Annotated in this window: 3 protein-coding genes; all 3 read left to right on the top strand. The window is 36.3% G+C overall.

Features of this window, described 5'->3' with window-relative positions; genetic code table 11:
- Positions 1–63 precede the first annotated feature (63 nt).
- Complete coding sequence (locus VNJ50_RS12285; RefSeq protein ID WP_325582332.1) at positions 64–816, top strand: aspartate/glutamate racemase family protein; 753 nt, start codon at positions 64–66, stop codon at positions 814–816.
- Between the two features lie 9 nt (positions 817–825).
- Positions 826–1,986: a P1 family peptidase gene (locus tag VNJ50_RS12280; RefSeq protein ID WP_325582330.1), complete on the top strand. Its 1,161-nt coding sequence runs from the start codon at positions 826–828 to the stop codon at positions 1,984–1,986.
- A 489-nt stretch (positions 1,987–2,475) separates the two neighbouring features.
- Positions 2,476–5,377 (top strand): SusC/RagA family TonB-linked outer membrane protein (locus VNJ50_RS12275; protein ID WP_325582328.1); only part of this gene is annotated, 2,902 nt, incomplete at its 3' end.

Here is a 5,377-nt window from a genome sequence, read left to right as displayed (position 1 = left end):
AATGATATTCAATTAATAATTCTAAATTTGTTAGAATTCTGATTAATTCAAAAATTATAAAGTATGATTGGCATTGTAGGTGGTGTTGGTCCATATGCAGGAACAGATTTACTAAACAAGATTTTTAATAATACACTAGCCTCTAAGGATCAGGAACATCTTGATGCTATTTTATTATCGATGTCTTCAAAAATTGAAGATCGGACCGAATATTTATTGGGAAAAGTAAAAATCAATCCAGCTTTGGCGATTGTTGAAGTGCTTCATAAACTCGAGTTGATCGGTTCTACAATTGCCGGAATACCTTGTAATACGGCACATTCAAAAAAAATATTTGATACCATTCAGCTGGAATTAGAAAAGTCAAAAAGCAGGATTAAACTACTCAATATGATTGATGAAACGGTGTTGTTTATTGCTTCCAATTATCCAGATATTACCAAAATAGGCGTGCTTTCTACTACAGGTACTTATAAGAGTAAATTATATGCTTCAGCTTTGAGATTAAAAGGATATGAAGCTATCGTACCTCCGTTAGAAATGCAGGAAAACACCATTCATCCTGCCATCTACGATAAAGTATATGGTATTAAAACAATATCAAACCCTATACATCCACAAGCTAGACAAAACCTTTTGGAAGGATGTTCTTATCTAGAGGAACAAGGTGCTGAGTTAGTCATCTTGGGGTGTACGGAAATACCGCTGGCCATTACCGAATCAAAAATCAATAATATGATTACTGTCGATCCTACAAATATCCTTGCAAGAGCGTTAATTAAATACATTGACCCGCTTAAATTAAAACCTCTTTAAATTTTTATTATGTTAAAAAAACTATTTGCTCTCTTATTCTTAACCAATATTACGCTTACCATTAATGCTCAAGAACGCTTAAGAGCTAGAGAATTGGGTATTGCGCCAGGTATTCTTACTCCTGGGAAATTTAATGCCATCACCGATGTAAAAGGTGTGGCTGTTGGTCAAAAAACATTGATTATTGGCGATTCTGTCCGCACAGGCGTTACGGTAATTATGCCACATGAAGGCAATATATTTCAGCAGAAAGTACCTGCTGCTGTTTTTGTAGGCAACGGATTTGGGAAAGCAATTGGCACGACTCAAATCGTAGAACTTGGAAACATCGAATCTCCTATTGCGCTTACAAATACATTAAATGCTTTTTTGGTAGCAGATGCTTTGGTTGACTATACTATTTCTATTCCAGAAAATGCAGGAGTTAGATCTGTAAATCCTGTTGTTGGAGAAACCAATGATGGATGGCTCAACGATATTAGAGGCCGCCATGTGTCTAGTGATGATGTTCAAGATGCTATAAGACTTGCAGCATCCGGAAAAGTAGAAGAGGGAAATGTTGGTGCAGGAACTGGAACACGCGCATTAGGTTTTAAAGGTGGTATTGGTACTTCATCACGAGTTCTTCCAAAAGAAAAAGGCGGATATACCGTAGGGGTTTTGGTGCAAACTAATTTCGGAGGCATTCTGACCATTAATGGTGCGCCAGTTGGCGAAGCGTTGAACAATTTTTATATGGCGGAAGATGTGCCTTATGTGGTGGATGGTTCTTGTATGATTGTAATTGCTACTGATGCACCGTTATCTGCACGAAATCTTGAACGATTGGCAAAACGGTCATTTTTGGCTTTTGGCAAAGTCGGATCATTTTCGTCCAATGGAAGTGGGGATTACAGTATTGCATTCAGCACACACCCTGAACTTAGAATTCCGCATGATTCCAATGAAAAGCAAAGAACCATCCTTGATGTTCCCAATGATGAAATGTCACCTTTGTTTCTTGCAGTTCTAGAAGCTAGTGAAGAAGCTATTTACAATTCACTGTTTATGGCAAAAGATATAATCGGCCAAAAAGGAAGATCTATGAAAGCTATTCCTGTCGAGGAAACTCTTAAAATAATGGACAAGTATAACGCCCGTCAAAACACAACAAAAAAATCAAAAAAATAATATAAAACCCAATAAAGGAACTTTGATTATTTGTTAAATTACTTCCATTATTTTACTTTTTAAAAGTGAGTTCCTTTCAAAATTGGTAACTTTAACATTTTTAACCAACGTATTTATATCTTAATGTTAGCATTTTAAAAAGGATGGCTATTATTTATACGATTTTAACTAAATCGGATAGAAATTCAATATCGCAACACAGTTAATATTGTCATAATAGTCCTACAATGTAGAGACTTACAATTATTTATTTTATGCTTTAGGCGTTTTGTAAAATATGCTGTTTCCTTTATTTTTTAGGTTTTTTTTGGCAAATCATCATTCTTAATTAATAAAAACCTATTAAGATTCACTATTTTTAACGATTACACCAAGGTTTCCTAATATGTTTTCTAAAAGAAAAGCTTATATTTGTTAACGTTAACATAACCTGTTGTTAATTTATTACCAAACAAAATAGTACTAACCAAGCAATTAATTTCAAAAATTATGAGAGTGAAAAAAATTGGATTTCTAACATTTTTTCTGCTATTTCTGGTGCAAACTATCTTTGCGCAAGAAAAAATTATTACCGGTACGGTTATCGATAATAATGGCATGCCTATCGTGGGTGCTAATATTATAATTAACGGTACCACACGTGGCACAATTACGGATTTTGATGGAAAATATTCCATTGGAGCTTCAGAAGGACAAGTCCTTGTTTTTACAAGTGTAGGGTTTAATGAAGAAAGAATTACTGTACAAAATTCTAGCATCATCAATGTTACGCTTGTTGAGGGCGTGTCATTAGACGAGGTTTTTGTTGTAGCTTATGGTACGGCAACCAAAGAAAGTTACACGGGATCCGCATCTGTTGTTAAAAGTAGTGATATTAGGGATGTGCCAACAGCATCTTTTCAAGATGCATTAGCAGGTAAGGCACCTGGAGTAAATGTCACGAAAGGGTCGGGACAAGTAGGATCAACGACTAGTATCCAAATTCGTGGTATTGGTTCGATGAACGCCTCTACACAACCATTATATGTTATTGATGGTGTTCCGGTTTCTTCTGGAAATTCTGGTCAACTATCAGATCAAATTTTGGTTACCAATAACATCATGAATACTTTGAATCCAAATGATATTGAATCCATATCTATTTTAAAGGATGCAGCGGCATCGTCATTATATGGCTCCAGAGCTGCTAATGGCGTAGTAATGATTACTACCAAGCGTGGAAAAACAGGTGAACCTCGAATTACAATTAAATCGTCAACTGGCTTCAGTCCAGGTTGGGCTACTGACAACTATGAAGCGGCTAGCACTCAAGAAAACGTAAACTATTTATACCGGGTATTCCACGATTACAATACATCAAATGGGCGAGATGATGCATACGCAAGCTCAAACTCTTTAAGTCGCTTGAACACTAAGTTCAACAAGCATGGGTATTATTTTGAAACAAATGGTACTGGCGTAGGAGAAAACGTTATGATTAAAGGTATGACCGATGGATTGGAAAACAGAGAAGGGAAATATTTTGATTGGGAAGATGCTTATTTCAGAACAGCTATAAATCAGACCCAAGATATTTCAATAAGTGGTGCAACTGACAAAACAAATTATTATTCTTCTATTTCTTATAGTAAAGATGAAGGTAGGGTAAAAATCAATGGAAATGAGCGTATTTCTGGAAGAGTCAATTTAGAACAGAAAATCGGTAAGTATTTCGAATTTTCGGCTAAAGTAAATATTGCACAAACTGAATTAACAGGTTTTAATGATAGTCGAAATCTTAGCACCAACTACTATGAGCAAACCCGTAATCTCCTTTGGGGATTATACCATCCTACAGATTATAAAACAGGAAAACCTTGGACTGCTCGTTACGGAAGTTTGGCACAGAACAACGTATATTATGACAACGAATGGGAGAATTCATCAAAAACATTAAGAGTCAGTGCGATAGAAGGATTAAAAGTTAACATTTTGCCTGAACTTAATGTGCAAACTCTTTTTTCTTATGATAATATTGAAACTAAAGACCACTTATATTATAGCCGATTGCATTATAATGGACAAGGTCTTGGAACAGTAAATGAAATGTCCACAAATACCAAAAACTTGGTATCTTCCACAACCTTAAATTACGCAAAGGACTTTGGTGTCCATAATTTAGGCTTTTTAGCGGGTTATGAGGTTGAGAAAAATCAAACCGATTTTATACGAGCTTCTGGTAAGGACTTGCCTTCAAGTAATTTACATACTGTAGCAACTGCAGGTGATACAGATGCAAGTGCTTACTATTGGGGTAATAATATGATGTCTATTCTTTCAAGATTGGAATATAGTTTTGATAAAAAGTATTATGTTTCTGGCTCTTTCCGCCGTGATGGAAGTTCAAAACTTGGACCGGATTCTCGATGGGGTAACTTTTGGTCGGTTGGTGCTTCTTGGAACATCAAAAAGGAGAGTTTCTTAAGTGATATAGAACAAATCAACAATTTAAGCTTAAGAGCTTCATATGGTGTTAATGGTACATTGCCGCCTTCTAATTATGGTTGGAGATCACTTGCGGGATATGGTGCAAAATACATGGAAACTGCTGGAGGGGCTTTGAGTAATGTTGCTGACGAAAGCTTGTCGTGGGAAACCAATTATGCGGCCGATGTTGCTTTGGAATTTGGATTATTTAAAAATAGAATTTATGGAAGCGTCGAATATTTTTCTAGAGATTCCAAAGATTTATTACAAAGTGTACCAATTTCTCGAGTAACAGGTTTTTCCTCTACACTTAAAAATATCGGATCTATCAGAAACAAAGGAGTGGAAATCGCTTTAGGAGGTGATATTATTCGTACCAATGATGTGACTTGGAGCGCTTCGGTTAACGCATCTTTTGTTGATTCAAAAGTTCTTAAGCTAAGTGAAGGCGCAGATATTATCTGGGTAAATGATAGTGATGCAACAGCGCAATACATTTACCGCGAAGGCGAATCAACGTTAGCATTCTATGGTTATGAATATGCAGGGGTGGATCCTGATAACGGCATGAGCAGATATTATGTGAATGATGCGAATGATCCTCAAGCTGGTAGCTTTCTGTTGAATGGAAGAGGTGCAACTTACGATTTTAGAGAAGCCAATTACACCATTATAGGTGATGGTATTCCTGATGTTTTTGGTGGTATAAATACTCAAGTGAAATATAAAGGATTTTCTTTAGGTCTAGATTTTATATACAAATTGGGAGGCAAACTTTATGACGGGGCAGAAAAAGATGTGGCCGATGATGGGTATTACTGGGAGCGGATCCGTTCACAATACGCCTATGACAAAATGTGGACCCCAGAAAATCCAAATGCTGGCCTACCAATGGTGAGTGGAAATGACCCAACGGAAGCTATCC

Origin of the sequence: Gelidibacter sp., from assembly GCF_035577925.1 — a bacterium.
Taxonomy (GTDB): Bacteria; Bacteroidota; Bacteroidia; order Flavobacteriales; family Flavobacteriaceae; genus Gelidibacter.
The sequence above is the reverse complement of the archived record's forward strand: the minus strand, read 5'-3'. Positions and strand labels throughout refer to the sequence as shown.

What these genes read in the sequence shown, in the direction of transcription:
- VNJ50_RS12280 (WP_325582330.1), top strand. Translation starts at nt 826, where the DNA reads ATGTTAAAAAAACTATTTGCTCTCTTATTCTTAACCAATATTACGCTT.
- VNJ50_RS12285 (WP_325582332.1), top strand. Translation starts at nt 64, where the DNA reads ATGATTGGCATTGTAGGTGGTGTTGGTCCATATGCAGGAACAGATTTA.